24 protein-coding genes, 2 tRNA genes and 2 pseudogenes are annotated in these 23856 nt (G+C 60.5%); 21 read left to right on the top strand and 7 right to left on the bottom strand.

Going from position 1 to position 23856, the window contains the following annotated elements:
• Positions 1 to 358 precede the first annotated feature (358 nt).
• Entirely contained in the window at positions 359 to 787 is a 429-nt protein-coding gene (locus tag AC0L2R_RS21235) for a methyltransferase domain-containing protein (protein ID WP_473511337.1), read from the bottom strand.
• Between the two features lie 387 nt (positions 788 to 1174).
• Between AC0L2R_RS21235 and AC0L2R_RS21230 the strand changes: the two genes are divergently transcribed.
• The 5 genes and pseudogenes from AC0L2R_RS21230 to ligD all read left to right on the top strand — a co-directional run.
• Positions 1175 to 1384: a KTSC domain-containing protein gene (locus AC0L2R_RS21230; protein WP_473511335.1), complete on the top strand. Its 210-nt coding sequence runs from the start codon at positions 1175 to 1177 to the stop codon at positions 1382 to 1384.
• Positions 1385 to 1958: 574 nt separating this feature from the next.
• The gene (locus AC0L2R_RS21225; RefSeq protein ID WP_473511334.1) at positions 1959 to 2396 is read left to right on the top strand and encodes a VOC family protein; all 438 of its coding nucleotides are present in this window, start codon (positions 1959 to 1961) and stop codon (positions 2394 to 2396) included.
• Between the two features lie 308 nt (positions 2397 to 2704).
• Entirely contained in the window at positions 2705 to 2995 is a 291-nt protein-coding gene (locus AC0L2R_RS21220) for a DUF982 domain-containing protein (RefSeq protein ID WP_473511333.1), read from the top strand.
• Positions 2996 to 3411: 416 nt separating this feature from the next.
• The gene (locus tag AC0L2R_RS21215; RefSeq protein WP_091597134.1) at positions 3412 to 3711 is read left to right on the top strand and encodes a DUF1236 domain-containing protein; all 300 of its coding nucleotides are present in this window, start codon (positions 3412 to 3414) and stop codon (positions 3709 to 3711) included.
• A gap of 337 nt (positions 3712 to 4048) precedes the next feature.
• Positions 4049 to 5096 (top strand): annotated as a pseudogene (ligD, locus tag AC0L2R_RS21210) (non-homologous end-joining DNA ligase); the annotation flags it as partial.
• Between the two features lie 371 nt (positions 5097 to 5467).
• Here ligD and AC0L2R_RS21205 read toward each other — a convergent pair.
• The 4 genes and pseudogenes from AC0L2R_RS21205 to AC0L2R_RS21190 form a co-directional block, all read right to left on the bottom strand.
• A pseudogene (locus AC0L2R_RS21205) lies at positions 5468 to 6127 on the bottom strand (glycoside hydrolase family 68 protein); the annotation flags it as partial.
• A gap of 196 nt (positions 6128 to 6323) precedes the next feature.
• The gene (locus tag AC0L2R_RS21200) at positions 6324 to 7202 is read right to left on the bottom strand and encodes a hypothetical protein (protein WP_473511331.1); all 879 of its coding nucleotides are present in this window, start codon (positions 7200 to 7202) and stop codon (positions 6324 to 6326) included.
• On the bottom strand, positions 7199 to 7594 hold the full coding sequence (locus tag AC0L2R_RS21195) for a phage holin family protein (RefSeq protein ID WP_473511329.1): 396 nt from the start codon (positions 7592 to 7594) through the stop codon (positions 7199 to 7201). Before AC0L2R_RS21195 ends, AC0L2R_RS21200 begins: the two co-directional genes overlap by 4 nt.
• Positions 7591 to 8277: a hypothetical protein gene (locus AC0L2R_RS21190; RefSeq protein WP_473511328.1), complete on the bottom strand. Its 687-nt coding sequence runs from the start codon at positions 8275 to 8277 to the stop codon at positions 7591 to 7593. Before AC0L2R_RS21190 ends, AC0L2R_RS21195 begins: the two co-directional genes overlap by 4 nt.
• Positions 8278 to 9040: 763 nt before the next feature.
• Between AC0L2R_RS21190 and AC0L2R_RS21185 the strand changes: the two genes are divergently transcribed.
• Positions 9041 to 9550 (top strand): ferritin-like domain-containing protein, encoded by a 510-nt coding sequence (locus tag AC0L2R_RS21185; protein ID WP_027155497.1) that lies wholly within the window; start codon positions 9041 to 9043, stop codon positions 9548 to 9550.
• Positions 9551 to 9984: 434 nt separating this feature from the next.
• Here AC0L2R_RS21185 and AC0L2R_RS21180 read toward each other — a convergent pair.
• Positions 9985 to 10059 (bottom strand) — tRNA-Thr (locus AC0L2R_RS21180).
• A 149-nt stretch (positions 10060 to 10208) separates the two neighbouring features.
• On the opposite strand from AC0L2R_RS21180, the gene AC0L2R_RS21175 reads away from it, so the two are divergent.
• The 14 genes from AC0L2R_RS21175 (at position 10209) to AC0L2R_RS21110 (ending at position 20961) form a co-directional block, all read left to right on the top strand.
• Positions 10209 to 10433 (top strand): hypothetical protein, encoded by a 225-nt coding sequence (locus AC0L2R_RS21175; protein ID WP_473511326.1) that lies wholly within the window; start codon positions 10209 to 10211, stop codon positions 10431 to 10433.
• A 121-nt stretch (positions 10434 to 10554) separates the two neighbouring features.
• Entirely contained in the window at positions 10555 to 11847 is a 1293-nt protein-coding gene (murA, locus tag AC0L2R_RS21170) for a UDP-N-acetylglucosamine 1-carboxyvinyltransferase (RefSeq protein WP_023800240.1), read from the top strand.
• A 441-nt stretch (positions 11848 to 12288) separates the two neighbouring features.
• A complete protein-coding gene (locus AC0L2R_RS21165; protein WP_473511324.1) occupies positions 12289 to 12723 on the top strand; it encodes a DUF2948 family protein in 435 nt (144 codons plus the stop codon).
• A 9-nt stretch (positions 12724 to 12732) separates the two neighbouring features.
• Complete coding sequence (hisD, locus tag AC0L2R_RS21160) at positions 12733 to 14025, top strand: histidinol dehydrogenase (protein WP_473511323.1); 1293 nt, start codon at positions 12733 to 12735, stop codon at positions 14023 to 14025.
• Between the two features lie 5 nt (positions 14026 to 14030).
• Positions 14031 to 14516 (top strand): UPF0262 family protein, encoded by a 486-nt coding sequence (locus tag AC0L2R_RS21155; RefSeq protein ID WP_023803277.1) that lies wholly within the window; start codon positions 14031 to 14033, stop codon positions 14514 to 14516.
• A gap of 13 nt (positions 14517 to 14529) precedes the next feature.
• A complete protein-coding gene (locus tag AC0L2R_RS21150; RefSeq protein WP_084833935.1) occupies positions 14530 to 14982 on the top strand; it encodes an arsenate-mycothiol transferase ArsC in 453 nt (150 codons plus the stop codon).
• Between the two features lie 204 nt (positions 14983 to 15186).
• Positions 15187 to 15405: a translation initiation factor IF-1 gene (gene infA, locus AC0L2R_RS21145; protein ID WP_006200926.1), complete on the top strand. Its 219-nt coding sequence runs from the start codon at positions 15187 to 15189 to the stop codon at positions 15403 to 15405.
• Positions 15406 to 15432: 27 nt separating this feature from the next.
• The gene (locus AC0L2R_RS21140; RefSeq protein ID WP_023803279.1) at positions 15433 to 16059 is read left to right on the top strand and encodes a Maf-like protein; all 627 of its coding nucleotides are present in this window, start codon (positions 15433 to 15435) and stop codon (positions 16057 to 16059) included.
• Positions 16056 to 16259 carry a DNA gyrase inhibitor YacG gene (yacG, locus tag AC0L2R_RS21135; RefSeq protein WP_023803280.1) on the top strand — a complete coding sequence of 68 codons (204 nt, stop codon included), beginning with the start codon at positions 16056 to 16058 and terminating at the stop codon, positions 16257 to 16259. Before AC0L2R_RS21140 ends, yacG begins: the two co-directional genes overlap by 4 nt.
• A 197-nt stretch (positions 16260 to 16456) precedes the next feature.
• Positions 16457 to 16532 (top strand) — tRNA-Phe (locus tag AC0L2R_RS21130).
• 214 nt (positions 16533 to 16746) lie between these two features.
• On the top strand, positions 16747 to 17946 hold the full coding sequence (locus AC0L2R_RS21125; RefSeq protein WP_473511322.1) for a tyrosine-type recombinase/integrase: 1200 nt from the start codon (positions 16747 to 16749) through the stop codon (positions 17944 to 17946).
• Between the two features lie 280 nt (positions 17947 to 18226).
• Complete coding sequence (locus AC0L2R_RS21120) at positions 18227 to 19303, top strand: ComEC/Rec2 family competence protein (RefSeq protein WP_473511320.1); 1077 nt, start codon at positions 18227 to 18229, stop codon at positions 19301 to 19303.
• Between the two features lie 2 nt (positions 19304 to 19305).
• The gene (locus AC0L2R_RS21115; protein WP_473511318.1) at positions 19306 to 20145 is read left to right on the top strand and encodes a hypothetical protein; all 840 of its coding nucleotides are present in this window, start codon (positions 19306 to 19308) and stop codon (positions 20143 to 20145) included.
• Positions 20146 to 20148: 3 nt separating this feature from the next.
• Positions 20149 to 20961 (top strand): ComEC/Rec2 family competence protein, encoded by an 813-nt coding sequence (locus AC0L2R_RS21110; protein WP_473511317.1) that lies wholly within the window; start codon positions 20149 to 20151, stop codon positions 20959 to 20961.
• 687 nt (positions 20962 to 21648) lie between these two features.
• On the opposite strand, the gene AC0L2R_RS21105 is transcribed toward AC0L2R_RS21110, so the two are convergent.
• Entirely contained in the window at positions 21649 to 22596 is a 948-nt protein-coding gene (locus AC0L2R_RS21105) for a toll/interleukin-1 receptor domain-containing protein (RefSeq protein ID WP_473511315.1), read from the bottom strand.
• Between the two features lie 976 nt (positions 22597 to 23572).
• Between AC0L2R_RS21105 and AC0L2R_RS21100 the strand changes: the two genes are divergently transcribed.
• On the top strand, positions 23573 to 23824 hold the full coding sequence (locus AC0L2R_RS21100; RefSeq protein ID WP_473511313.1) for a helix-turn-helix transcriptional regulator: 252 nt from the start codon (positions 23573 to 23575) through the stop codon (positions 23822 to 23824).
• The last annotated feature ends 32 nt before the right edge of the window (positions 23825 to 23856 follow it).

The raw sequence follows: 23856 nt of genomic DNA, 5'->3' as shown, positions 1-23856 counted from the left end.
ACATCAGCTCCCCTCCAGTTGAATAGATTGCCAGCGAAGAACTTACATCACCCATAATCGCTGCGACGACTGCGTCGCGGTGTCCGGCATCGATTCCGCCGACCAGCCCTGCCTGCGGAGTCGCTGCCAGCTGTAGTCGCACATATTCCTTTGACGAGGGGAATCGGATGTTCTGTGTCGTCGTGTGGATGGTCACCTGACGAAATCCCGCCCCCGGCCACCAATCGGTAAAGCTCGTCCGCATCGGCGAGTGAATGCTCGGACCGTTTCGTTGCCGAAGCGCCTGGACCGAGGTGTCGGTCCAAGGCGTCCACCAGCGCCTTTGCCGCAGGAGTGCGCTCAATAGCGCTGAAAACGCTTAAGGCCAGTCGGCCGTCAGGCACCAGCACCCGGAACATCTCACGCAGCCCACTCGACCGGTCCGGGAAAACTGCAGTCCGAGCTGGCAAAGAACCGGATCGAAGGTGGCGTCAGGGAACGGCATTTCGAGCGCGCTTCCCTCGTGCCAGTCGATACGCGGTCCAGCGCCTGCCGGGAGGGATCGAGCAACGGCAAGCATGCCCGTGTTGATGTCGAGGCCGACGACCTGCCCACTTCCCATACGCTCGGCCGCCAAGCGTGCCACCACGCCGGTGCCGCAAGCTACGTCCAGAACCCGCTCACCAGATTGAGGCGCAGCACGATCCACCAGGTCGGCAGCCCACAGGGCTGTGATTGCCGGGACCAGGTAGCGCTGGTAGAGTTCCGCGGCGCTGCCTTGCAGCTGCCACTGCTCCTGCTGGGCCATAGCGTCCCTCCCGCACAACGAGCCGCTGCAAAGGCCCAATCGGCGCTTCAAGCAGCCATCATATGCGCGTGTCTGTCAAACAAGCAACCGGCCAACCGCCGGTTGGTAGACGCGACGCAGCCGGCCGCCTAGGATTTTTCCACGATCCGCGAACCGGGCAAATCCCGACCCACCCGCGCTCGGTGACCGCTTGATCGCCCCGTCGCTCTCCTGTGCGGCGGGTTTTTTTGTTTCCTATGGAACACCGGCATAGGCAGGACGTTCGCCTCCTGCAGCATCTTCTGTGCTGCAAGACCGGTGTCCCCTCCCGATCAGCCCGCGTCCTTCCCCTCCGTGGGGCGCGGGCAACTTCAGATGGACTCTCTCCCTGATTGGAGTAGTCACGTCATGCCGTCGACCTCGATACACAAAACGGAATACGATCCGGAGCGCAAAGTCCTCCCGGTGTGGCTCGTGGCCAGCGTATGCTACCAGTTTGAGGACGTGCCGCCGGAGACCTTCGCCGAGTTCCAAGCCGCCTTCGCCAAGGGCCGCTTCTTCAACGGCCACATCCGAAATCACTTCCGCTACCGTCTGGTTGGACCCGCGGTCGACTGAGCAGCATCAGCGGACGATCTCTTTTTTGGCAGGGATGCGGCTCAGTCGTCGCGGCCGTCCGGCCAGCCTTTGCGAGGGCAAGGTCGGACATCGGAACGAAAGGCGGATTCGCGAATTTCTACTGCTAGATAATCGGAATCGTTGCCCATGAGGCTCGCGACCCTCCACCTTGAAACTGCGAGATACGGCGATGTATATCGCGCGGAAAGGCTCGCGCGGTTGAGGCAGCAAATGATCCGGCACATCAAGCGCACTGACGCCTCGGCTCAAAAAGTCGAGCAAGCGCTGGCTAGTTTGGCCGAAGCAAACGCACGCATGGACCGGCTCGCGGGGCATCAGTAGGGCCGCGCTCATGCGCCTCCGCATCGGCACGACGTGCGGCGGGTTCGGTTGCTGCATGTGGCGCTCTCACCACATCCGTTTCGTGATGCCCTTGGGGCCGCAGAATTGTAGACATGTGGGCACGACCGCACGTCCACATGTCATCATCTATCGGTGTTGCGGGCACTCAAGTGTCCGCTGTTAGACTAGGCGACACCTTGTAGATGGGAACGACACCCTGGAGATTCGAAACATGGCGCTCAAGCGGATGGACAACGTAGGGATCGTCGTCGAAGATCTCGGAGGGACGATCGATTTCTTTCGCGAACTCGGCCTCGAGCTCGAAGGGCGGGCCACGATCGAGGGAGAATGGGCCGGACGTGTCACTGGACTGGGCGATCAGCGTGTCGAGATTGCCATGATGCGCACACCGGACGGCCACAGCCGGCTCGAGCTCTCCTGCTTCCTCACGCCGCCTGTCGTCGCAGATCACCGGAACGCCCCGGTCAACGCCTTCGGCTACCTCCGCGTCATGTTCGCCGTGGACGACATCGACGAGACGCTTGAAAGGCTCCGCAATCGCGGCGCGCAGCTCGAAGGCGAAGTAGTCCAGTATAAAGACGCGTATCGGCTCTGCTACATCCGTGGGCCTGAAGGGCTCCTCATCGGACTCGCCCAAGAACTCAGCTGAGCGCAATACGAAGACAAATGGCCAAGAGTGACGAATGCTAGCGAGCGCGTCCGAGGCCGACCCGCCTGTTCGACGTCCATCCCTCCACGGTCGGCCGCGTTACACGCATGCAATTATCGAAACGTGGGCATGCTGCCACGAAACGGCGCCTCGCGCCTTTGCTCGACCGCATCGACGTCCTGGATCTTGGCGGCGGTTAGGGCCTGGCATGGCCGTTCGCGTCGAGCAGCGGCGCCCTGAATTCACGACAATGCAACCACCGCCATGTCTTCGCGTTTAACCGCCTTCACTCCTGGCAAGCGACGAAAATGACGGCGTTTGTCCCGATTACAATCTACCTGAATCACAGGCCGATGGTGGTCGCGTCGATAGCCGACGCTGCGAAAGCGCTTCAGCAACCATGGCCATTCATGGACAAGCCGTCCCGGCTTGAAGCAATCCGAATGATCGAGGAATGCCTGGCCCGACATCGCAGTCACCAAGCTGCGTTCGCCGCCTTCGAGGCGGCTGCAACAGAACAGGGACTTCATAAGCAGAAGCCCCCAAGCGAAGGCCTCAAGAAATTCGACGGGGTTGCTGAAGATTCTGATGTGAGGTGATGCCCGCCCTCGCAACTTGGAACCGCTGACAGGCCCCGCCTAGGCGGACGTGGTCAGGACCACCCGCAAATCGAGGAATGGCGGTGGTCTCTTGCTGCGCATTCCCTAGCTAACGACCATTCCAATTGCCAGGAACGCGATGGAGACGGGGAAGACCGGCGCGAGTAACCAGTGGGCTTGGTGGACGCTATTTTCCATGGGCTCCTCCCGTGAACTCACAGTGAGCAACGACTACGGGCGGCCGCGGTTCCGGATGGTGCGATGTCCAGTCTGTTGCGCGAACAGTGAGACTTGGGTCCTGTCTGAGATCGGCCCGAAGCTCCCAGCCAAAGGAACTTTTGCAGCTGCTGCGGGTTCGGTGAGTATCGCGCGTGACGATGCTGTTCGGCGCGAGAGGACTCACATAGGAGGCAACTATGAAAATGCGACTTTCCACTGCAGCCGCGGGATTTCTGCTGCTGGCAGGTATCGGCGCTGCTGCCGCTCAGGACGTAGTCATCGAGCCTGAACAGGAGACCGTCATCAGGGAATATGTGAAGAAGCAGCCGCTCGCATCGGTGAAGGTCCCTGGGATAGAGCTCAATATCGGCTCAACGCTGCCCGAGACGGTCGAGCTTCATGAAGTTCCCGACACCAAATACAGTTACGTGATGGTCGACAACCGGACCGTTGTCGTTGATCCAGGCACACGCAAGATCATCAAAGTCATCGAGTGACCTAAGCGACTGGGAGCACAGCCCGCGGTGCCGAAAGGTATAGCAGGACACTAAATCTGGAAGTCGGTCTGATCCAACAGACCATTGCCAGTCCTCTCCCGTAGGCAATGGTCTGTCGGCTCATCCGGTAACTTGCGGCCCAACCCCACGCATTGGGGCTGCAACGGTTTCGCGCGGCTATGCCGGGTCTCGTTATCGGTCAATCTCATTGCTGCTTTGCCGGCGGATAGGACAGCGCTCGAGATGCTCCGCCCCGGGCTGATCGGCCGGTCGTGAACTTTACCCTTTAGCTGGCTGGCCTCGCTGTTTCTCATTTCCGCCCACGCAGCGCCCTCGCGGCTTCTGTCTGCGCGATGCACGCGAAGTGCGTGAACGATTGGACCCACTGATTGTGGCGAAATCTCCACTCTCGGAACCGATAGACAAGCCCAAGGCACTGCTGCGTGAGGCGGTGTTCAAGGGGCTGCGCGAGATGATCTGAGCCCACCAGCCGCGCGCCGCGTTTAGCCCGCAAGCGGCCGCCGTCCGATGAAAGTTTGGGCGTCCCGCCCGAAAACATTCTGCAATTGCTGCCCGACGCCGTCGTGCCCTCGAAAGAGGATCTGATCGGATATTGGACGAAGGTAGCGAGGAAGGCGCTCGTCCACCTTGGCCGACGCCCGCTCAAGCTGGTTCGCCACTCCCACGGCGTCACGTTCTATCACAAGGGCAGATTGCCCAAAGTTCCGGATGCCGTGCATCAGCTGCGAGTTCAGAAACGCGAAGGTGGCGAAGGTGTGAGGCTGTGGGTCGATGACCTTGATGGGCTTCTTGGCTTGGTGGAAATGGGCGTGGTCGAATTGCACCCATGGAACGCCACCATTGATGATATCGAGCATGCCGACCACCTCGTAATAGATCTGGATCCTGGCGAAGGAGTCGAATGGGAGCTAGTTGCCGGCACGGCTTTGGCGCTCCGCGATATGCTGCGTTCAGCAGGACTCGACAGCTGGCCGAAGGTGACTGGCGGCAAAGGCGTGCATGTGATGGCGCCGCTGAACGCTGCGATCACCCACGATGCGGCCAGGCAGTATGCACGCAGGCTGGCGCAGCAGCTGGTCAACAAGTATCCCGATCGCTACCTGTTGGCGGCTGCGCCGTCCGCCCGCGTAGGGCGGATCTTCCTGGATTATCTCCGAAATGGGCGAGGAAACACGGCGGTCGGTGCGTATTCGCCAAGAGCCGGACCACACTTTCCGATAGCAGCTCCCGTAACCTGGAGCCAGGTCGAAAAGGGAATTCTGCCAGACGCGTTCACGCTGCAAAGCCCATTTCGACCGACGCCGCAGACAAGCCTGCGGAAAGCGGGTCGCGCTCGTGCCAATTTTTCAGATCGCCCGACGTGAACGAAGACCAGAGACTCTATAATAGTTGGCGGATCTGGAGATCGTGGCTCGACCAACGCCAATCTTCCGGACGCGTCAAAGTGGATTGGAATAGGGTCGCAGATTGTCCCCGAAAACCGCTCCTCCGGACCCGAAATGAAGGCAAGTAGATAGTCCTGGGCACCATGTGTAAGAAGGCGCCCGGCATATATCTCGCAGTCGGGTGTGCCGTATAGGAATGGACCGTCCGCCGGTTTCCATGGCCCCAAGGGATGATCGGCGGCAAGGTAGTGGATACCCGCTACCGGCTCTCCCGGATAGTTGCGCTTGAATTCGTCCGACCAACATTGTGAATGTGTGCAGAAGAGGCAGAACCATTTGTCGCCCCGCTGGAAGACTTGGGGGACCTCGATTTCCCCGAAAGATCCGACATAAACCGGAGGCTGAAGCTGCCAATTTACAAGATCGTGCGAATGGGCAACGCCAATTGCACCAGAGGCATTGGTATCCGATGGCATCGGCGATCGGGCCGTGAAATACATCAGCCAGCCAGAGCCCTCGGGGTCACGTATCACCCAAGGATCCCGCAGCGAGCAGTCCTTCCAGCGCCGCGGAACGCGACCCTCGTAATACTCGGCATTCTCACCGGTGCGCTCGAGCGCAAGGCCCTGCCTTCTCCAATGGACTAGATCGGCGCTACTCGCGCGTCCGATCCGTTGTATCTTGCCCTCTTCAGCGCATGATGTCCCGGTATAGAAGACGGTCCATGAACCCCTGTCGTTCCGCACAACGCAGCCGGTCCAGATCGTCAGATCATCAAAGGACGGAGTTTTGCTCGGCCGGAAAACCGTTCCTCGATACGTCCACTGGCGTAGATCAGGACTTGTGGCGAGGCCCCAGGTAACGTTCCAGTGTCGAAGCTCGGGATTCCCAAGCGACCGATCGGCCGGCAGAAAGAAGGCATGCCAGAGTCCCTGATCATCCCGGCAATACCAGCTGTCCCATATCCATTTTCCTTCGACGGTCAACACTGGATGCCTCTGACGTCGCATTGCCAACCACTGCTGAAAGAAAACCATCAGCGCGCGCTAACGTTCCGCTTCAAGGGTTACGGTCGGGGAGGCAACCCGACTAACCTTGATTCCAAATATCGTGCGATCTTGGTTTCGGACTGGTTGCCCAACGACCGGCGACAATGCCGGATGACATCCTTATGGACCAAGCCCGTCATTCAGGCTGGTGGCGATGCTATGGGCTTGCAGACGACTCGTCCGACGACCCCGGCAAACGATCGCGAATGGCTTCCTCGGTTTTGTTTGCGGTCGATTCCACAACTTTGCCGACCTTGCCTGCTAGCGTGTCGGCATCTCCACCCGAGCCTTGCCGGTCGGCCTCTTCCTTGACCGTTTCGTAGGCCTCGGCGGCAACTTGCTTTGCCTGCTCCATGCCCGTTTCGAAAACCTCCTCCGCACTGTCGCGAATTTGGTCGCGGTAGGCGCCAAGTTGTTCATCCTCTGTGGCTGTGTGGGGCAGCATCACCCCGATGGCAGTGCCCAGCGCAAGGCCGAATGCGGCGATAGCCAGCGGTTCGCGCTCGAAGAGCTCTTGTGCCGATTGGCGCGTCCGAGCCGCTATGTCGCTGGCGCTTGAGCCGAGCTGGTCGGCGGTGTTTGTTACCCTCTCCTTGGCGCCCGTTGCGGCGTTTGCCGCAGCTTCGGCCGCGCCGCTTGCTGCTGATGTGACCGAACCGGGGGTATCCGAGAGCATCGCCCCGATTCCGGACGCTTCGCTGCCCTGGCTGAATTCATCGCTGCGCCGGTCGGAGAACGCGTCACGAGCCGTGCCTGTCCGATAAGCGGCAGCTGAGTTGGTGGCCGAAGGGCCGTTGCCGAGCATCAGCCAGGCGAGGCCGGCTCCAATCAACGTCAGCGGCAACGGGTTGTCCCTGATTTGCGACTTGAGGTTGCCAAGCATGGCAGATCCCTCGCCGCCGGAAAGGATTCCGGTAAATTCGTCGAGCAATTGACCCGGTGTCATCTTGCTGCGGATCGATTCGGCGGTGTCTGCTACTTTGGCCCGGGCGATGTCGGCATCGCGTTCAAGCTCGGCTGCGGATTTGTCGCTCATCTCATTTGATCCTTGATCACGCGTGCATCGCGCTTCAGTTGGTCTTGTGTGCGATCGGGCGTCAGCTCGGAAGGAGCCATGTTTTTCGTGCCAGAGCGCAAGAGAATGATCCCCAGTCCCGCGACGATGATCCCGACCAGCAGCGAGGACCATCCCGCTCCTAGGCCGGCACTCGCCAGGGCGATTACGAGTGCTTGCAAAAGCACCATCAAGGCCGCGAGAAGGCATATGGCGCCGGCCAGAACCTCGGCGGCGCCTGCGCCGGCCTTGCTGATTTTTTCCGACATTTCGGCCCGCAACAGCCTACTTTCGGTTTGGAGCAGGGCTGTGACCTGCTGTGCCAGATCGCTGACGAGGGTAGCCAGGCCGCGACTTTCCTGATTGTTGTTCATGGCTTCCGCTCCTGGCTTTCGCCGGCCAATTCTCCACCGGCCAAGTCATCGCCGGCCCTGTCGTCTCTTGGCTGATTGTCGTCTCTGGGCTGATTGAAGGGGGGCGGCGTAGTGTCAGGTGCCTCTGCCGATCGCGTGGCCGACTTATCCGTGTTCGAAATCGTTCCGGACCGTCGGTCTGTTCCCGATCGACGCTGTGCTTCGGTGCGGGCAGATGGCGGCGAGCTCTTGATAAACCGCCCCAGCGCCAATCCTGCCAATACTGAGCCGGCTATCAGCGCCCCTGAGTTTTCGCGGCCGAACGACCGCATCTCACCAAGAACATCTTCGAATGGTTTATCCTTCAACGAAGACGAAAGGCGTTCAAGCGAGCCGGCGGCATCGAGGGTGAACTTCGAAGCGGTCCGTTGATCATTATTGGCCAGATGCTCGCTTGCTGCTCGCAAGGCTCCGCTAAAGGCCTTCAGGTTGGAGCTGATATCGCGCTGTGTTCCCTCGGCTTTGTCGAACAACGCCTGCTTCGCTTCAGCAGCGTAGTCGCCCGCCTTCCTGGCGAGTTCGTCGCGAGCGTCGTGTAGCGCCTCTGTCGCGGTCTGCGTTTCCTGCTGGAACCGCTCGGACAGTTCGCTTTTGGCTGTTTCGAAATCGGCCGGCTTACGGCCCTGATCGTCTTCGCGCTGCATGGTATCTCCTAATGGAATCCGAGGAAGGAGAGGATCGCAAGCACGACGACGACAAGGCCGATGAGATAAATGACACTGTTCATGGTGGCAATCTCCTCCATTGCCTATCGAACTTGGCGGGGGCAAACAGGTTCCATCACTTCCAGCTAAATTAGCAGTGAGAATTCGGTGCCATAACCGGCGTCCCTCGCATGGACTTCTAGCGAAAGCGCGCCCATGGCGTGGGTCCAAGGGAATATCCAAATGAACCAGGGCATCAATAGGCCCCTCCGAAAGCTGATCCGTTCAAGATGGCTGCCGGGAACCAGCCTCCGCAAGACACGTTGCTGAGTCACCGAACTTCTCAAAAAGGATGCGTGCTATGGCGAAAGAGATACCTCGCGAGGAAGAGCAACGCGGCACAGGAAGGGTCCTCATGTGGGGCGCCGTGATCACCGCTGTGCTTTTTGTTGCCCTACTGGCCATATTTGTCCTCGGGCCACTCTGATCTGAGATACTCACCGCCCTAACCTCTGGAGCTTGTTCCTGCGGCGGACCAAAGCTGCCGGCCGGCGCCTACCAGGCAACGCCCACTGCTCACAGAGCGCTATTGCTAACGCTAATGTCGCGCTTCAAGGGGCTTTTGGCCGGGGAGGCAGCGACCTGCGGGACGGGTGGTCGTGGTCACCGCCGGGTATCGACTGCGCTTTGCAGGCGATCGGAACTAACGGTCTGTGGCAGCGTTGCGATGGCAGTAAGACAATGCTGACCAACGGAGACAGACATGACAGACTCCAAGGAACGTCTGGTGCAGTGGCTTCGCGACGCTCACGCCATGGAAGAACAAGCCGAGACCATGTTGAGCGGCCAAATCGAGCGTCTCGAAAACTATCCCGAGATTCGCGACCGGATGAACATGCATCTCGAAGAAACGAGGCAACAGGCAAAACGTCTTGAACAATGCCTCGATCGAATCGGCGACGGATCTTCGACGCTGAAGGACGCTGGCGGTAAGCTAATCGCCATCGGACAGAACATCAGCGGCATGTTTGCAGGCGACGAGGTGATGAAAGGATCACTGGCTAGCTACACATTCGAGCATATGGAAATCGCCAGCTACAAAATGCTCATTGCCGCAGCCGGCGAGGTCGGCGACTCCGAGACCCAAAGAGCGTGTAAAGAAAACCTCCGCGAAGAAGAGGCGATGGCAGATTGGCTGGAAAACCAACTCGGCACGGTCACCAGCGAGTTCCTCAGACGCGACGAGCGGGATGCTGACACCGCGAAACGGTGACATGCCTAAAGTCTTGCCATCGCGTTGTAGAAATCCTTCGGCGGCACGAGGCTGATCGACGTCAAACCCGGTAGGGCTTCAGACGCGAAGGGATGGCGGATTGGTTGACGTTCTAAAAGAAACCGCTCCCTCTCGGCGCGATGTTCGAAGCAGAACCTGCGCGAGGCTTGCCAGGCCTCGCGAAAATCCCAGCCGGCATGGTTTGTGCAGCCAGGATGTTCGCACGCATGGCTGATTCCCGGGCGCTATGACCTGTTCTGGCCGTGGGAGCCTGAATCTCGTCGCACATCACCTTCATCGTATGGGAATGGATACACGTCGATGTCAAGGCGCTGCGCTTGTCGATCTTGTGCCAACCAATTCCGTTGAAGGAATCTGCAGCGATCACGAGAGCCTTGCGTGTCAAGGGTTCGAGCGATTTCAATGGGATAAACTGGTGCTGCGAGAGAGGATTGAACTCTCGACCTCTCCCTTACCAAGGGAGTGCTCTACCACTGAGCTACCGCAGCCGCTGATGGCGGGGCTTCTGCCATATCGAACCGGCAAGCGCAAGGCCAAGTGCAAGCCATCTGTGAAAGCCCGCTCCGACGGCTTTTGCGGACATGGCAGCGCCACAATGTTGGCTATCCCTGAATAGCGGGTCAGCCGGGACGGAACCATGAACGACAAGGCAATTCCATCTGACAAGGAGGGTCCACCCGACAAGGAGGGCCCATCTGACAAGGGCGGGCCGTCGACAAAAGCTGACCGCCAGACCCGGCTCGCCGAGCAATTGCGCGCCAATCTGCAGAAGCGCAAGGCGCAGTCGCGCTCGCGACGCACTGGCGAGGCTGACAAGCGGCCGGACGGGCTCGGCGGCTTAAGGGAAACGCAAAAGGATTGATATCAACAGGCTGGCCAGGGCGGGAATCCTGTTTCTTGAACCAAGCCGGCCAATGGTTTAGACGGGCCACAACAGACTCAACCGATTAAACCGGCCTTTCGGCCGAGGGGACGCTCTTTAAATGGATCGCATCAGAATTGTCGGCGGCAACAAGCTTGCCGGAAGCATCCCGATCTCGGGCGCGAAGAACGCCGCGCTGCCGCTGATGATCGCTTCGCTGCTGACCGACGACACGCTGACCCTGGAAAACGTGCCGCATCTGGCCGATGTCGAGCAGTTGATCCGCATCCTCGGCAATCATGGCGTCGACTACTCGGTCAACGGACGCCGCGAAAAGCAGCAGGAGGGCTATTCGCGCACCGTCACTTTCTCCGCCCGCAACATCGTCGACACAACGGCCCCCTACGAACTGGTGTCGAAGATGCGCGCCTCGTTCTGGGTGATCGGTCCGCTGCTTGCCCGCATGGGCGAGGCCAAGGTGTCGCTGCCCGGCGGCTGCGCCATCGGCACGCGGCCGGTCGATCTTTTCCTGGAAGGCCTCCAGGCGCTGGGCGCCGATATCGACGTCGACACCGGCTATGTCATCGCCAAGACCAGGAACGGCCGTCTTGTCGGCAATCGCTACGTCTTCCCGAAAGTTTCGGTCGGCGCCACCCATGTGCTGATGATGGCGGCTTCGCTGGCCAAGGGCGAGACGGTGCTCGAAAACGCCGCCCGCGAGCCCGAGATCGTCAACCTCGCCGAATGCCTCAACGCCATGGGCGCAAGGATTTCCGGCGCCGGCACCGCGACCATCACCATCGACGGCGTCGAGGCGCTGTCGGGCGCGCGCGTCCGGGTGATACCCGACCGCATCGAGACCGGCACCTATGCGATGGCCGTCGCCATGACCGGCGGCGACGTCGTGCTCGAAGGCGCACGGGCGGACCTGCTGCAGACCGCGCTCGACGTGATTTCCCAAACCGGCGCCGAGATCACGCAGACCAATTCCGGTATCCGTGTCAGGCGCAATGGCGCCGGCATTGCGCCGGTCGACGTGACGACAGCGCCCTTCCCGGCGTTCCCGACCGACCTGCAGGCGCAGTTCATGGGCCTGATGACGATGGCCAAGGGCAAGTCGCGCATCACCGAGACGATCTTCGAAAACCGCTTCATGCACGTCCAGGAACTTGCCCGGCTCGGCGCCCACATAACACTGTCCGGCCAGACGGCGATCGTCGACGGCGTGCCGAAGCTGAAGGGCGCCCCGGTGATGGCGACCGATCTTCGCGCTTCGGTGTCGCTGGTCATCGCCGGCCTGGCGGCCGAAGGCGAGACCACGGTCAACCGGGTCTATCATCTCGACCGCGGTTTTGAGCGGCTGGAAGAAAAGCTGTCCGGCTGCGGCGCGGAGATCGAGCGGATTTCGGGGTAGGCGAAATCGGCAGAACCCAGGGCCTCAAATCGCGGCGCTGCCCTGCCTGCCGTGGCACCTTAAACATTGCCGGGTTGGCGCTATCGGCGAAGCGTCCAATCTCCCCCCTTGCGGGGGAGATGCCCGGCAGGGCAGAGGGGGGTAGTGTCCCTCCGGCCTATCAACGATCACAGCTCACGCAGTTGAATTTCCAAGATCGGGGAAGACAGAAGTCGAAAGTGGCGATCCTTCCCACCCCCCTCTGTCCTGCCGGACATCTCCCCCGCAAGGGGGGAGATCGGATGATCCTTCCGCTTTCGCCAACTACCAATGCTGGAAGCCAAGGTGATGAACAGCGCCGACCCCGGGCGATTACCCAGCCAAGACTTCCGGCGCGGTTGCACGGATCGCCAAGACCGCCTAACAGAAAACCGATGTAACCTTCGCAGGTGCGAACTCCGCATGAACCTTCTCAAGCTTGTCGCGCTCGACGATCAGGATCTGAGCATCGTCTCGGCCCATGTCCAGGACTCCGTGCTCAAGGTCGGCGACCTCGAATACATGCCGGCGGTCAAGCGCTTCGTGATGACGATGAACCGCTTCGTCTGGGAGGCGAAATCGGGGCTGTTCCGCCAGCACAATGAACGGCGGCAAAGCGTGCTGCATTTCGACCGGGTGCTGGGCGCCAAGACCAGCGGCATTGCACGCGACAAGCCGGACGAGGTGCTGTCGCTGCTGGCGATCAGCTTCGTCGCGCTCGACAAGCCGGCCGGCATTGTCGAGCTGATCTTTTCAGGCGGTGGCGCGATCATGCTCGATGTCGAGTGCATCGAGGCGCGGCTGGCTGACACTGGCGGCGCCTGGGAAGCGACGTCGCGCCCCTTCCACAGAGCCTGAGCACACAAGATGGCCATCACGCTTCGTCTGTCCGATGCCGATTTCGAGCCGCGGTTTGCCGCGTTCCTTTTGACCAAGCGCGAGGTCTCGGAGGACGTCGACGCGGTGGTGCGCGCGATCATCGCGCGGGTCCGCGCCGAGGGCGACGCGGCGCTCATCGACTACACGCAGAAATTCGAAAAGGCCGACCTGAAAGGCCTCGGCATTGCCGTGTCGAAAGACGACATCGCCAAGGCCTACGATGCAGCCGACCCGCAGACTATCGAGGCGCTCAAATTCGCCCGTGACCGCATCCGTTCGCATCACGAGCGGCAGCGGCCGAACGACGACCGCTATACCGACGCTGCCGGCGTCGAGCTCGGCTCGCGCTGGACCGCGATCGAGGCGGTCGGGCTCTATGTGCCGGGCGGTACGGCGAGCTATCCAAGCTCGGTGCTGATGAGCGCCGTGCCGGCCAAGGTCGCCGGCGTCGAGCGCGTCGTCATGGCGGTGCCGGCGCCCGGCGGCATCATCAATCCGCTGGTGCTGGTGGCGGCGGACCTGACCGGCATAACCGAGATCTACCGCGTCGGCGGCGCGCAGGCGATCGCAGCGCTGGCCTATGGCACCGAAACGATAAAGCCGGTCGCCAAGATCGTCGGCCCCGGCAATGCCTATGTCGCGGCGGCCAAGCGCCAGGTGTTCGGCACGGTCGGCATCGACATGATCGCCGGGCCATCGGAAGTGCTTGTCGTGGCCGACGGCAATAACGATCCGGACTGGATCGCCGCCGACCTGCTTGCCCAGGCCGAGCATGACGTGTCGGCGCAGTCGATCCTGATCACCGACGATCCTGACTTCGGCGCGGCGGTCGAACGGGCGGTCGAACGCCAGTTGCAAAACCTGTCGCGCGCCGGGACGGCGGCGGCGAGTTGGCGCGATTTCGGCGCCGTCATCCACGTCCCCCGAATCGAGGCGGCGCTGCCGCTGGTCGACCGCATCGCGGCCGAGCATGTCGAGCTTGCCATCGACGAGCCGGAAGCCTTCCTGGCGCGGATGCGCAATGCCGGCGCCGTCTTCCTCGGCCGCCACACGCCGGAAGCCATCGGCGACTATGTCGGCGGCTCCAACCACGTGCTGCCGACGGCGCGCTCGGCGCGCTTCTCGTCCGGGCTTTCGGTGCTCGATTTCGTCAAGCGCACCTCAATCCTGAAGCTCGGGCCGGAGCAATTGCGGGCGCTGGCGCCGGCGGCCATCGCGCTGGCCACAGCGGAAGGCCTCGACGGGCATGGACGCTCCGTCGCCATCCGGCTGAATATGTAGCTGACATGGCGGACTACGATCGAACCCGTGCCAGGCTGATCGATGTCGAACTCGACGAATCGATCGGCCGTTCAACGCCCGACGTCGAGCATGAGCGGGCGGTGGCGATCTTCGACCTGATCGAGGAAAACAGCTTCCAGCCGGTCAATGACGACGGTGCCGGGCCCTACCGGCTAAAACTGTCGCTGGCCGAATCCCGCCTGGTCTTCGCGGTGGCGCGCGAGGATGGCGCGGCGGTCGTAACCCACATCCTGTCGCTGACGCCGCTCAGGCGCATCGTCAAGGACTATTACATGATCTGCGAAAGCTATTACGATGCCATCCGCAGCTCGACGCCCAGCCAGATCGAGGCGATCGACATGGGCCGGCGCGGCCTGCACAATGAGGGCTCGCAGACACTGATGGACCGGCTGGCCGGCAAGATCGACATCGATTTCGACACGGCGCGCCGGCTGTTCACGCTGGTCTGCGTACTGCACTGGCGAGGCTGAACTGTCAGTCCCAATGCCCCGCTCGATCCTGCCCCGCTCGATCCTGTTCGTCTGCGCCATGAACGCCGTGCGCTCGCCGATGGCCGAACTGCTGGCGCGCAAAGTGCTTCCGGCCGCGACCTTCGTCGCGTCGGCCGGGGTGCGCGGCGGCGAACGCGACCCGTTCGTCGACGCCGTGCTGGCCGAGGACGGGCTTTCGCTCGGCGACCGGCACCCGAGGACACTGGACGATCTCGAGGACGACTATTTCGACCTGATCATCACGCTGTCGCCGGAAGCCCATCACACCGCGCTCGAGCTTACCCGCTCGCTTTCCGTCGACGTCGAATATTGGCCGATGCCGGACCCGACTGGCGTCGGCGGCACGCGCGAGCAGATCATGGCCGCCTATCGCGAGGTGCGCGAACGGCTGAAGGCGCGGATCGGCCGCCGTTTTCTGGCGCCGGAAACAGAGAAACCGGGCTGATTTAAGCATGTTCACAAGCGCACGATTATCATATAGGTTCCGCCCAAATTCCGGCTAGAGTCGGATGATTTCAGGTCTGTTCGACCTGAAATCTGAATCCGCCTCTAAATCCAAGAAGTAGAGCATGATGTCGTCCGAAAACCGTTTCACACTTTTCGGCATCATGCTCTAGGCGCTGGGAATCCATCCAAGCAAAGGTATCGAATGCCGAAGGAAGAAGTCCTCGAGTTTCCGGGTGTCGTCACGGAATTATTGCCCAATGCGATGTTCAGGGTGAAGCTTGAAAACGAACACGAAATCATCGCCCACACCGCCGGCCGCATGCGCAAGAACCGTATCCGCGTGCTGACCGGCGACAAGGTCCTTGTCGAGATGACACCCTACGACCTGACCAAGGGCCGCATCACCTACCGTTTCAAGTAAGATCGTCAGAGCTCGGCCGGGATCGCGATGAGCATTTTGCAGAAGCTCGTGCTTGCCTCGGGTTCGCCGCGCCGGATCGAACTGCTGCAGCAGGCGGGCATCGAGCCGGACCGCGTGCTGCCGGCCGGTGTCGACGAAACGCCGCTGCGCGCCGAGCATCCACGCTCGCTGGCCAAGCGCCTGTCGAAGGAAAAGGCCGAAAAGGCGCTGGCCTCGCTGCAGACGGAAGAGGATTATGCACCGAGCTTCGTGCTGGCCGCCGACACGGTGGTCGCCGTCGGCCGGCGCATCCTGCCCAAGGCCGAAACGTTCGACGACGTCGTCAATTGCCTCGGACTGCTGTCAGGCCGTTCGCATCGGGTCTATTCCGGCATCTGCCTGGTTACGCCGAGCGGCAAGCTGCGCCAGCGGCTGGTCGAGACCAGGGTGCGTTTCAAGCGGCTGCCGCGCGCCGAGATCGACGCCTATGTGGCCTCGGGAGAATGGCGCGGCAAGGCCGGCGGCTACGCCGTCCAGGGTCTGGCCGGCGCCTTCGTCGTCAAGCTTGTCGGCTCCTACACCAACGTCGTCGGCCTGCCGCTCTATGAGACGGTGGCGCTGCTGGCCGGCGAGGGCTTCAAGGTGCATGCCAACTGGCAGTCAGTTCGGCCATGAACTCGGGTGCGGACGACAAGGTCACGCCGCTGCGCCCCAAGCGGCCCTGCCCCGAATGCGGCAAGCCGTCGGCGCGCGAGACCTACCCGTTCTGCTCCGTGCGCTGCAAGGACATCGACCTCAACCGCTGGCTCAAGGGCGCCTATGTCATTCCGGGCCGCGACGACGAGGACGAAACGGACAACGACCCTCCCAAATGAAGCTGTTCGGCACGGCTTGGTGACTTCGACCGCGTCCCATGAATCGAGCTGTCCAGTGATTGCTCGTTTGCCGCTTGAAATCAACGCTTAGGCGCTGGACAGGCCGGATTCCCGTGCTATAACCCACGCGCTTTCAAGGGGCGCCTGCGGCGCTTTCAAGAAATCCGGCGTGCAGAACTGCCCGCGTGCCGGAACAGGCCCAGATAGCTCAGTTGGTAGAGCAGCGGACTGAAAATCCGCGTGTCGGTGGTTCGAATCCGCCTCTGGGCACCATCCCCTCTTCTCCCGACACTCCCTTTCGCCGAAGCTTCTACGCTTCTGTTTCCACAAGTGACTGAAATCGTTCATCTTTTTGGGAAGAATGGCGCGATTGAGCGCGTTTCATGGAATTTCGGCGTATTTGATCCAACGGGGCGGAGGGCTGGTATTTCCGTTGGTACTGGACATCCTGATGGTATCGAAACAGCCAAAGGGAGGTGTCCCACAAATGGCCCTTTCCGACGTGAAATGCCGAAATGCCCGTCCTGCTACCAAGCTATTGAAATTGTCTGACGGTGGCGGGCTCCAGCTCTGGGTGCAGCCCACCGGATCCCGCCTATGGCGCCTCGCCTATCGATTTGACGGCAAGCAGAAGCTTCTGGCGTTGGGCAGCTATCCCCTTATTTCGCTCGCCGAAGCACGCAAGGCGCGCGATGACGCCAAACGTCTCCTCCTAACTGGCATCGATCCCGCACAGGAACGCAAGTTGCGAAAGGTCGGTTCGGCAAAGGACAGCTTTCGATCGATCGCCGAGGAATATGTGGACAAGCTGAAGAAAGAGGGACGTGCCGACCGGACTATCACCAAGGTTAAATGGCTACTCGACTTCGCCTATCCCGCCTGTGGGCACAAGTGCATTCGGGACATTGATGCGGCCACTATCCTTGCAGCCCTTCGTAGCGTGGAGGTGCGCGGTCGATACGAGTCGGCCAGGCGGCTGCGCTCGACCATTGGCAGCGTCTTTCGATACGCCATCGCCACTGCACGCGCCGACACTGACCCAACGTCCGCGCTGAGGGGCGCGCTCATCAGGCCAAGGGTCACGCCGCGTGCCGCCATTACCGATCCGAAGGCATTGGGCGGCTTGCTACGTGCGATCGAGACATTCGACGGACAGCCCGCAACCCGAGCGGCTCTGATGTTGATGGCGCTGCTGTTTCCCCGCCCCGGTGAGCTTCGCGCTGCCGAATGGGGGGAGTTCGACTTCGAAAGTTCGGTATGGACTATCCCGGAAGCGCGAATGAAAATGCGACGACCGCACCGCGTTCCTCTTTCAACGCAGGCATTGAATATCCTGGCCGTGCTTAAAAAAATGTCCGGCGCCGGGACGCTGCTGTTTCCAAGCGTGCGATCGCCTTCCCGTCCGATTTCCGACAATACACTCAACGCCGCCCTGCGTCGCATGGGGTACAGCAAGAATGAAGCAACGGCCCATGGCTTCCGAGCAACAGCATCAACTCTGTTGAACGAATGCGCCAAGTGGCATCCAGACGCCGTAGAGCGACAACTGGCTCATATTGAAAATAACGACGTTCGGCGCGCCTATGCTCGGGCGGAGCACTGGGACGAGCGCGTCAAGATGATGCAGTGGTGGGCAGATTATCTGGAAAAATTGAGAACGCCGGAACGCGCGGGTAATCTCAATTAGGTATGCAGCCAGCCCGCTGTCCTCCACGCATCGTGAACGTCCCGTTTGCGTCGCGAAGCGGACATATGCCCGAGTTCTGGCTCGGCCGCGATGCGAGGGCACACTGTTCGGGCACGCCCGGTGCCCGGATGTGCTCGAGTGAGACGAGTGCCCAACGTGATTTCTACTTCATACTTTGTGAATAGGCACCCTTGCAACTGGCGGTTCGAAGTCACATTTTACGACAACTTTGTGAGAGAAGGCTTTTGCAGTATTTTTTAAGGGGCCGAGGGGGAACCACATGGCAGACTATTTTGAGATCGACTTTCTTGGTGTAGAGACCAAGAAGAGTGGCGACGCAATAGCGCTGCGCTACGAGAAAGATGGCGCGAATTATATTCACGTCGTCGACGGCGGCTACGCAACCACCGGAAACGCCCTCCGGGATCATATTGTTGCGCACTACGGCAATCCCGCATTCATCGATCATGTCGTGGCCACCCATAACGACGGTGACCACGCACGCGGCTTGATCGCCATCCTGGAGCATTTCCAGGTCGGTGTCCTGTGGATGCTGCGGCCGTGGATGTACGCGGACGAGCTTATAGGGAGATTCGAGACCTACGAGAGCGTCGGCCGACTGCGTTCCGCGCTGCGGTCTGCCTATGCAAATCTCGCCGCCCTCGAGGATATGGCCCTCGACAAGGGGATTGAAATTCGCGAGCCATTCCAGGGCGCATCGATCGGTGCGTTCCGCGTCATGGCACCCACGCGTGCCCGTTTCATGGACCTCGTCGTCACGTCCAACAAGACGCCGGAGGCAAAAACGGAAGAATCTGCGGTCGGCGGGTTCTTCACCACGCTGGTCGAGAAGGCGAAGAGCGCTGTCGCATATATCAGGGCGGCATGGGGCGCCGAAGCGTTCCCGGCCGAGGATACCAGCAATGAAAACGAGATGAGCGTGGTGCAGTTCGCCCTGCTCTGCGGCAAAAAGATCCTGTTGACGGCGGACACCGGCCGGGATGGCCTGGCTGAAGTCATTAACTATGCCCCATTCGCGGGCCTGACGCTTCCGGGCATTGATCGCTTCCAAGTTCCGCATCACGGCGGTCGGCGCAATCTGACGTCCGAATTGCTGGATGCAATCGTCGGCCCGCGCCTCGAGAACCAGCCCGCTCAGGGGCATTTCACGGCAATCGTCAGCTCGGCCAAGGAGGATGAGGATCATCCGCGAAAAGTTGTGATGCGCGCGATGATCCATCGCGGGGCGAATCTCTACATGACGGAAGGAAAAAGCCTTTGTTCCTATGAGAACGCGCCCAACCGGGGATGGACCGCAGTTCCCGCGGCCGCCTATCCCGACGAATACGAGGAATAGCCATGGCAATTCCTCTCACCACTGACATTGCGCAGATGTTCGACGGCTACGGTCGCCAAGCCCGGCTGTTCCCGGGCTTGTTGACGATCTTTCCGCCCTTACTGGCGGTCATGGCATGGTTCCCTTGGCTGATCGTATCGAGTGTCGCGGCAACGCTTCTCACGATCGCCACATCCTGCGGGTTGCTCTATGCCCTCGGATCGTGGGCGCGAACCAAGGGACGACGCATCGAACCTGGGCTGCGCAAACGATGGGGTGGCTGGCCAACAACGATCCTGTTGCGCCACACCAGCGAACTCGATGTGCATACCCGCCAGCGCTATCACGCGTTCCTCGGCTCGGCTGTGCCGGACCTGCCGGCTTTTCCGACCGCTGCGCAGGAGGCCTCGGACCCTGGCGCTGCCAATGCCGTTTACGATTCGGCCGTGATCTGGCTTAAGGAACGGGCCAGAGGCAAGGAGTTCGCGATGGTGAACCGCGAAAATGCCCAGTACGGCTTTCGCCGCAACCTTCGGGGACTCAAGCCGATCGGCATAACCGTCTGTATCTTTACCTTGCTGGCCTTCGTAGGTGCCATCATCTACAACAATCCTAGGTTCATCGATCTTCTCCAGAAGCATGAGTGGCGAGCCGCTATTGCAAATTTGACGCCGCTCGGCCCGGCCGTGCTGTCAGCCATAGCGGTGAACGCGTTCGCGACGCTCATCTGGATCCTTGTGGTGACGAAAGGGTGGGTTTTGGAAGCGGGAACCCAGTACGCAACAGCGTTGCTCGCGACCTGTGACAAGATCCAGCTTGAGCAGGGCGCCGCGGCTCGCAATACCGCGAGCACGGGCAATTGAGCCATGGACCTCAGGATTTTTGACGTCGAACACGGGCAGTGTTCCTACATCGTCACGAGTACCAACAGGCACATCCTGATTGATGCCGGCCACAACTCGACCACCAACTGGCGGCCGTCGGCTTATCTGCCGAGCTGGGGCATCACCCATCTCGACAAGCTCATCATTTCCAATTTCGACGAAGACCATGCGAGCGACCTGCACAACCTGGTCTCGGCTGTCAGCATCGGCACTCTGGTGAAAAACCCCTCGGTTTCGGCCGAAAACCTACGGTACCTGAAGGAAATCGGCGGCATCGGCAGGGGTATTGATGCGCTCGCGGATATGATGACCAGGTACACCGGCCCCGTCACCAGCAACATCGATTATGGCGATTTCAAAATCCGCAGCTTCTGGAACCGCTATCCGGTGGAGTTCGAGGATGAGAATAACCTCAGCCTGGTCTCGATCATTGAAAGCCACGGCGTAACGATTTGCTTTCCCGGCGACATGGAAGTTGCAGGGTGGGAGCGGCTGCTGGAGCGCGAGAGTTTCCGGACGGCCATGGGTGAAGTGGACATCCTGGTTGCCTCCCACCATGGCAGGCGCAACGGGTGCAGCGAGCGTCTGTTCAAAGAGACTGGCCTCTCTCCGGCCTTTGTCGTGATCTCCGACTCCGGCAAGGAATACGCCTCACAGGAAACAGTGAGCTGGTACCAGAGCCGATGCCGGGGTTTCGAGCTGAACGGGGAGCGCCGGCGCGTCCTCAGCACCCGCAAAGATGGCCGGGTCCGTATCCAAACCAGCTCGAAAGGTGCCATGGTCGACGTATTCTGACCTTACACCTTCGCAATAAGAGCCATGCCGAGCCGTTCGACGAGGTCCACGAACCGGAGCACGCCCGTATCCCGGATCACCAACCGCTGCCCGATCTGATAGGTGGCGTCCCGCTTCGCTGGATTACTCGATGTCGACCATTCCCTGCTGATGGGCCCGAAGAGGACGTCGCTGGAAGTAGACCTGACCCTCGCGTCCCGAGTCCAAGCCGCACGGCCCCGGATATTTTGCCTCGCCTCGTGTTGCTTATGTAAGTAGACTGGGCCCCGTCAAGCAACAGAACCTGTGGCGGCCGATTTAGGTGGAGTGCCCTGTGAGCGATGAACATCGATTCTTCCTTTACATTATGGACCGCGATAAGGGGAACTTCGCAGTGGTCGGCCCGCTCCTGCATGAGTCACGGTGGCACAAGGCCGCGCAGGAGGCCCGGCAGAAGGGCCGGAACGTGGACTGCACGGCCTTTGACAGCGAAGAGGGCCGGTTGTCTAAGGACGAGATCGTTAAACGGCTAAAGCGACAATTCGGCTACGAACTTGTAGAACCGGCGTCGATAATTGATGTCCCACTTTGGTAAACCGCGCGGAGCGCGCCTCGGTCGTATCGAGCCGACCGAGACCGGGCGAGGATCCCCTGGACCCGACCCTCGCGTTCCCGCCCCCCGTTACTCTGCAGTGACAAGCCACGTCTTTATTGCGCCAGCCGCCACGTAAAACGGTGCCAGAGATAGTCGGCAGCCTGTTTAGCGGTCATCCGTTTCACGTTGATAGACTTTTCGAACTCGGACATCCCCATCGCCATGGTCGCAACGAGATAGAGGCCGCCTTCGTGTCCTACCGTTAGGAGCTCATTGAAGCTGTTATCATTGATGCGCGGATCTTCGGAGAACTGAATGCCGTTGTCCGAGAGCATGCCCCCCATCCAAACCCTGCACGTACACTTGCTGCTGCCGTCGACGAAAAGCTCGGCCCGGAAGTCGGCGGCGACAGACTGGAAATCCATTTCGATGCGCGGCTCCTGCTGGGCGAGTTTCAGGTTCGTTTCGAACAGTGCTTTGATTGTTTCAAAGCAATCGCGGATGAAGCGCCGCTTGTCGACGTCGGTGGGGGCGCGCTTGAGGGCTGGAATGATACTCGCCAGACGCGACCCAGTGGTAGAATCCTGATCGCTTGGTCCTGGGAAATCCTTGTGTGGTGCGGCGCCGGGGACGCCCGGAAAACGCGGCCGTGTAGCCGGTTTCGCGCGCTTGCTGTCGATGCCGGCGAGCAAGGTTGTCCGTGCGGCATCCTCGGCTATATCGGCGATGCGGATTTGCACGAGTGAGGTCAGCAGCCCGACCGGTTGGCAGAGCCGCACCTGAACGGGGACCAGTTTTCGCTTAAGTCCTTGAGGATCGCTCGTGAAGGCTGCCGCCCATTCCGAAGATGCGAACTGCGAGTTCAGGTAATCAGGCGACAACACCAGAATTGTGCGGTCTGCTTCGGCAGCCGCCATTTGCATCTCCAGCACAAAGTTGCTTCCTGGCCGGAAATCCCAAGCTTGGATGATGACGGTGAATCCCGCCTCCTCGAGCACGTAGCCGACCCATTCGGCCCACGCCGTATCGGCATGCGTATAGCTGATGAAGAAGTCCGTCATGATGGGTTGAGCCTGTTCTGCGGCGACTTGTAGCTTAGAGCCCCGGAAAGACAATAGCTTGGTAGCGCTCGAACACTGAGGCCGCCGAAGGCTTGGATTGGACCCTTAAGGGAAAGGGCGACGGTGATCTCAACCTCGGGGATTATGCATGGCCACGAGGGCTGTCAGCGGAGCGTTCCTTGGCCCGCTGTCGTAATCGTCGTGCGCGGTAGCGTTCGCTCTCTAAAAGTATGCTCGTGCTTCTACCGGCAAGGATCCCGTCAGCCGCGATCCCACAGGCGATCGCGGTGAGGTTCAGGACCTCCGCTAAATGATCCTCTTGCTCATCAGGAGAGGCTTTGTCAGAGGCCTTCTACTCTTCCCGCATCGATAGAACGACCGCAAGATAGATAGCGGCTGATGTGGCACGACGGTTCACTCTCGCTTCCCAGAATGAGAATGCTAGCGTTACCACTGCGCCGAGAAGGCCCGCGATCAGTAATCACGTCAGGGATGGTTTTAATTTTGGCGCAAAGCTGCCAATCGCTGTGCGGCGCGATCGTCGACTTCGATCGAGGAGCCGAAATTGCATTGGTCCATCTAAAGTTTGAGGGATGAGTTAAACCCGACAGATTAGAAATATCCGTTTCAGCACCTAAGAGAGCCAACTCTGTGACGGCGGTTTTCGACAGCCCTCGGGATAACGGTGCCGAGTTCGACACTGAGCGAGGCTGCGCAAGAGGGCCAGCCAGGCACTCGCAGGTGGTTAGCCTCGGTCGTGCCACGAGTCCGCTTAGAAACGCTCTGCTGCCGTGATCCATCCGGTTCACACGTTGCTGCCAGTTTGCGCCGAACGGACCTAGTCAGGCCGCTTCCGCTTAACGGGGCTCCTCTTATTTAAGTAAGCACGATCTCGTCGCTTCGAAATGGCAACCAAGATGCGGCTTTGTACTTCGACACCAACACGCCCCGGAGTATCGGGGACGAGGCAGCGTCCATGAAGAGTGACGCATTCTCGTATCCCCCACGAGGTCTCTCTCGTGAGGACGCAGCTCGTTATATCGGTATCGGATCGACGCTTTTCGACGAAATGGTTGCCGATGGGCGTATGCCGAAGCCTAAGCGCATCAACAGCCGCGCCGTCTGGGATCGTGTAGCTCTGGACATCGCTTTCACCTCGTTGCCGGACGAAGACGGCGGTCTCCAAGAGCTGTTAGAGCGAAGCAGGCGAGACGGGCAAAAAAGATAGCACTACGTTCATTGTGAATACGCTATAGGCGT

This window comes from Mesorhizobium sp. WSM4820, from assembly GCF_055811075.1.
This window is presented reverse-complemented; position numbering and strand designations above follow the sequence as displayed.

Coding starts and splice junctions, on each gene's coding strand:
- AC0L2R_RS21235 (WP_473511337.1), bottom strand. CDS start 787: ATGGCCCAGCAGGAGCAGTGGCAGCTGCAAGGCAGCGCCGCGGAACTC.
- AC0L2R_RS21230 (WP_473511335.1), top strand. CDS start 1,175: ATGCCGTCGACCTCGATACACAAAACGGAATACGATCCGGAGCGCAAA.
- AC0L2R_RS21225 (WP_473511334.1), top strand. CDS start 1,959: ATGGCGCTCAAGCGGATGGACAACGTAGGGATCGTCGTCGAAGATCTC.
- AC0L2R_RS21220 (WP_473511333.1), top strand. CDS start 2,705: ATGACGGCGTTTGTCCCGATTACAATCTACCTGAATCACAGGCCGATG.
- AC0L2R_RS21215 (WP_091597134.1), top strand. CDS start 3,412: ATGAAAATGCGACTTTCCACTGCAGCCGCGGGATTTCTGCTGCTGGCA.
- AC0L2R_RS21200 (WP_473511331.1), bottom strand. CDS start 7,202: ATGAGCGACAAATCCGCAGCCGAGCTTGAACGCGATGCCGACATCGCC.
- AC0L2R_RS21195 (WP_473511329.1), bottom strand. CDS start 7,594: ATGAACAACAATCAGGAAAGTCGCGGCCTGGCTACCCTCGTCAGCGAT.
- AC0L2R_RS21190 (WP_473511328.1), bottom strand. CDS start 8,277: ATGCAGCGCGAAGACGATCAGGGCCGTAAGCCGGCCGATTTCGAAACA.
- AC0L2R_RS21185 (WP_027155497.1), top strand. CDS start 9,041: ATGACAGACTCCAAGGAACGTCTGGTGCAGTGGCTTCGCGACGCTCAC.
- AC0L2R_RS21175 (WP_473511326.1), top strand. CDS start 10,209: ATGAACGACAAGGCAATTCCATCTGACAAGGAGGGTCCACCCGACAAG.
- murA (WP_023800240.1), top strand. CDS start 10,555: ATGGATCGCATCAGAATTGTCGGCGGCAACAAGCTTGCCGGAAGCATC.
- AC0L2R_RS21165 (WP_473511324.1), top strand. CDS start 12,289: ATGAACCTTCTCAAGCTTGTCGCGCTCGACGATCAGGATCTGAGCATC.
- hisD (WP_473511323.1), top strand. CDS start 12,733: ATGGCCATCACGCTTCGTCTGTCCGATGCCGATTTCGAGCCGCGGTTT.
- AC0L2R_RS21155 (WP_023803277.1), top strand. CDS start 14,031: ATGGCGGACTACGATCGAACCCGTGCCAGGCTGATCGATGTCGAACTC.
- AC0L2R_RS21150 (WP_084833935.1), top strand. CDS start 14,530: ATGCCCCGCTCGATCCTGCCCCGCTCGATCCTGTTCGTCTGCGCCATG.
- infA (WP_006200926.1), top strand. CDS start 15,187: ATGCCGAAGGAAGAAGTCCTCGAGTTTCCGGGTGTCGTCACGGAATTA.
- AC0L2R_RS21140 (WP_023803279.1), top strand. CDS start 15,433: ATGAGCATTTTGCAGAAGCTCGTGCTTGCCTCGGGTTCGCCGCGCCGG.
- yacG (WP_023803280.1), top strand. CDS start 16,056: ATGAACTCGGGTGCGGACGACAAGGTCACGCCGCTGCGCCCCAAGCGG.
- AC0L2R_RS21125 (WP_473511322.1), top strand. CDS start 16,747: ATGGCCCTTTCCGACGTGAAATGCCGAAATGCCCGTCCTGCTACCAAG.
- AC0L2R_RS21120 (WP_473511320.1), top strand. CDS start 18,227: ATGGCAGACTATTTTGAGATCGACTTTCTTGGTGTAGAGACCAAGAAG.
- AC0L2R_RS21115 (WP_473511318.1), top strand. CDS start 19,306: ATGGCAATTCCTCTCACCACTGACATTGCGCAGATGTTCGACGGCTAC.
- AC0L2R_RS21110 (WP_473511317.1), top strand. CDS start 20,149: ATGGACCTCAGGATTTTTGACGTCGAACACGGGCAGTGTTCCTACATC.
- AC0L2R_RS21105 (WP_473511315.1), bottom strand. CDS start 22,596: ATGACGGACTTCTTCATCAGCTATACGCATGCCGATACGGCGTGGGCC.
- AC0L2R_RS21100 (WP_473511313.1), top strand. CDS start 23,573: ATGAAGAGTGACGCATTCTCGTATCCCCCACGAGGTCTCTCTCGTGAG.